This window comes from Thiohalophilus sp. (genome assembly GCF_031581315.1).
Lineage (GTDB): Bacteria > Pseudomonadota > Gammaproteobacteria > UBA6429 > Thiohalophilaceae > Thiohalophilus.
The window spans coordinates 1-2,806 of record NZ_JAVLAZ010000156.1; the positions used below are offsets into that span (position 1 = coordinate 1).

The window sequence follows — 2,806 nt, forward strand, 5'->3', positions numbered from 1 at the left end:
TCCAGATAGTCTTCCATGGCCTGCACATCCAGCGCCAGATCCTGGATATAGCCTTTGAGAAAGGTCACCCGGTTATTGCCGAGTTTTTCTTCCATTTCAGGTTGATATTTGCTGGCCAGCAGCAGCATATCGTCATTCATGTCAACGCCGATGATATGGCCCTGCTCACCGACCAGCTGGGCGGCCATGTAACAGATCTTGCCGCCGCCGGCACCGAGATCCAGCACCACATCGCCCTCGCGCACATAACGCGACGGATCGCCGCAGCCGTAATCCTTGTCGATGATCTCCTTCGGCAGGATTTTCAATAATTCAGTGTCGTAGTCCACCGGGCAGCAGAGTTCTGTTTGCACCGCCTCGGCACCTTCGGAATAGCGTTTTTTTACTTCAGCGTGTACATCCATCTATGTTCCTCACTAAGTTCGGAACAGTCACTAGATACTAGTTACTAGCAGCTAGTCACTGCAATTGATCCTTGTAGGTCAGGTTGTGCGCATGCGCTACCTGACATCCCCGTTCGAGAGATGTCACGCAGGCTATCACCAGCGTGACCTACGGACTGTTGTAGGAGGCGATTTCATCGGCGACCAATCCTGTCGGAAAGGATGGGTCGCGGCTACAAGCCCCTCCCACAACAACACTCCATTTCTCTCTGCACTCTTCTGCGCCGCTGCGGTGTAAGAGGCGATTCCATCGCGACGAATCCTGTCGGAAAGTATGGGTCGCGGCTGTAAGCCCCTCCTACAACAACAATCCATTTTTCTCTACGTTCCTCTGCGCCTCTGCGTTGAGTTTTCTAATTCAAAGCTCCACCACAACTACTCCCCTGCCCTGCGGTGCAGCCGTAGCAGTGGTCGGCGACGGCGATGGGTCGGCCGGCCAGCGCGTCGGCGATGAGGTCGCGGATATGCGGCCGGGGTTTGCCCATGTTGGGCAGTGGCATGTCGAGCATCTGGTTGAAGTCGCAGTCGTAGGCATAGCCCTGCCAGTCGATGCTGATCAACGAACGGCACATGACGTTTTCCAGGTTGGCGTCCTGATGGGCGCTTTTGAGCAGGTTCATGTAGTCCGCGAACTGGCCTTTGGAGATCAACGTGCTGCCGAAGCGCTGGATGGGCAGGTTGGTCAGGGTGAACAGGTGAGAGAACTCAACATCCTGCTTGGCCAGTTCCCGTTTGTAATCGGCTTCCAGTTGCACCTGGGGTGGCGGCAGGAACGGGCCGGTGGGGTTGTAGACCAGATTCAATACCAGGCCGCTGTCCGGTTTGCCATAACCGACCGCGTTGAGCTGTTGCAGGGCGTCGATGCTGCGGGCGTAGACGCCGTCGCCCCGCTGACCGTTGACGTTGGCTTCCTGGTAACAGGGTAAGGAGGCGACGATCTCCACCTGATGGTCGGCCAGAAACTGCGCCAGATCGGCCTGCCCGTCTTCCTGCAGGATGGTCAGGTTGCAGCGATCGATGACCTGCATTCCCAGTGCCCGCGCCTGTTCGACCAGATAGCGAAAGTGCGGATTGAGTTCCGGCGCTCCGCCGGTGATGTCCAGGGTTTGTAATTGATTAGTTCGCAGAAACGTTACGATGTCGTCCACGGTCTCGCGCTGCATGACTTCCTTGCGCGTCGGCCCCGCGTTGACGTGACAGTGCAGGCAGGCCTGGTTACAACGGTAACCGAGATTGATCTGCAGGGTAGTCAGCCGATCCCGTTTCAATGCCGGGAAGTCAGTGTCTTGTAATAACGGTAAGGTGGCGTGCATATACGGCCTTCAATTTACATAGTGTTGTGTTGTCGGGTCAGATAAACCGCCAGAAAACCGCCCAACAATATTGTCCCGGGTAACAAACGTTCCATGACGCGGGCTGTCGACCCGCCGCCAGGGGAAAAAATGGCACTGCGAAAACGGCTGTCCGCCGACGTGATGCCCGCCTGTTGCAGCCAGTTTATCACATCCGCCCGGCTGTCCCAGCGGGCACCGGCATAGGCGCCGTGGCCGGCCTTTTGTCGGTACAACAGGCTGCGACGATTTAATAAACCCAGTACCACACCGTGTTTACTCACGCGCCAGATTTCCTGCAAGGCGGTCACGGGATTGTCCACAAAACATAAACTGGTAATGGCACTGCTATAGTCGAACTGTTTATCGTCAAACGGCAACTGTTCGGCCGTGCCTTCAATATACTCAATACCCGCTGAGTGCTCGCGGGCATAGGCCAGCATGACGGGATCGGGATCCACGCCGGTGACACTCAAGCCGGTCTGATGGAAGCGGCGCGTAAAATGGCCTGTGCCACACCCCACATCCAGTAAACTGGCGCCGGCTGTCGGGTTTAACAACTTCAGCAACAGGTCAAACTCCCGATCGCTGATCCATTGGCCGCGCGGGGTGTGATACCAGTGGTCATACTGTTCGGGGGTGATATCCATTACAGCATCGAACGCTATCCGGGCAGGCGCTGCAGCCAGCGTACGATCCTGCGCGTCACGGCGCTGAACAGTTTCGGCGCATAGGCGGTATTAACCGCGCGACGATGGATTTGTGCCAGCGTCGGATAGGCGTGAATCGCCGCCGAGATGTCGCCGATTTTTGCCCCGCTCTGCATGGCCAGCACCAGTTCGTGGATCAGTTCGCCGGCCTGCGGCCCCAGAATGCTGGCGCCGAGAATTTTGCCCTTGCGCGTGACCAGTTTGACCCGCCCGGTGGTCTCCCGTTCCGTTAACGCGCGATCGACGTCCTTGAAATCAAAGCGCAGGACAGTGTGTTTGATGCCCTGCTCTTGCGCCTGCTGTTCGGTGAGCCCCACCTGGG

At 57.3% G+C, this 2,806-nt stretch carries 3 protein-coding genes and 1 pseudogene; all 4 read right to left on the reverse strand.

Features of this window, described 5'->3' with window-relative positions; genetic code table 11:
* The coding region (locus RI563_RS13045; protein ID WP_310694818.1) for a methyltransferase domain-containing protein at nucleotides 1–404 on the reverse strand (404 nt) is incomplete at its 3' end.
* 392 nt (nucleotides 405–796) lie between these two features.
* On the reverse strand, nucleotides 797–1,756 hold the full coding sequence (gene arsS, locus RI563_RS13050; RefSeq protein ID WP_310694819.1) for an arsenosugar biosynthesis radical SAM (seleno)protein ArsS: 960 nt from the start codon (nucleotides 1,754–1,756) through the stop codon (nucleotides 797–799).
* 14 nt (nucleotides 1,757–1,770) lie between these two features.
* Entirely contained in the window at nucleotides 1,771–2,424 is a 654-nt protein-coding gene (locus tag RI563_RS13055) for a class I SAM-dependent methyltransferase (RefSeq protein WP_310694820.1), read from the reverse strand.
* Nucleotides 2,425–2,438: 14 nt separating this feature from the next.
* Nucleotides 2,439–2,806 (reverse strand): annotated as a pseudogene (locus RI563_RS13060) (pyridine nucleotide-disulfide oxidoreductase); the annotation flags it as partial.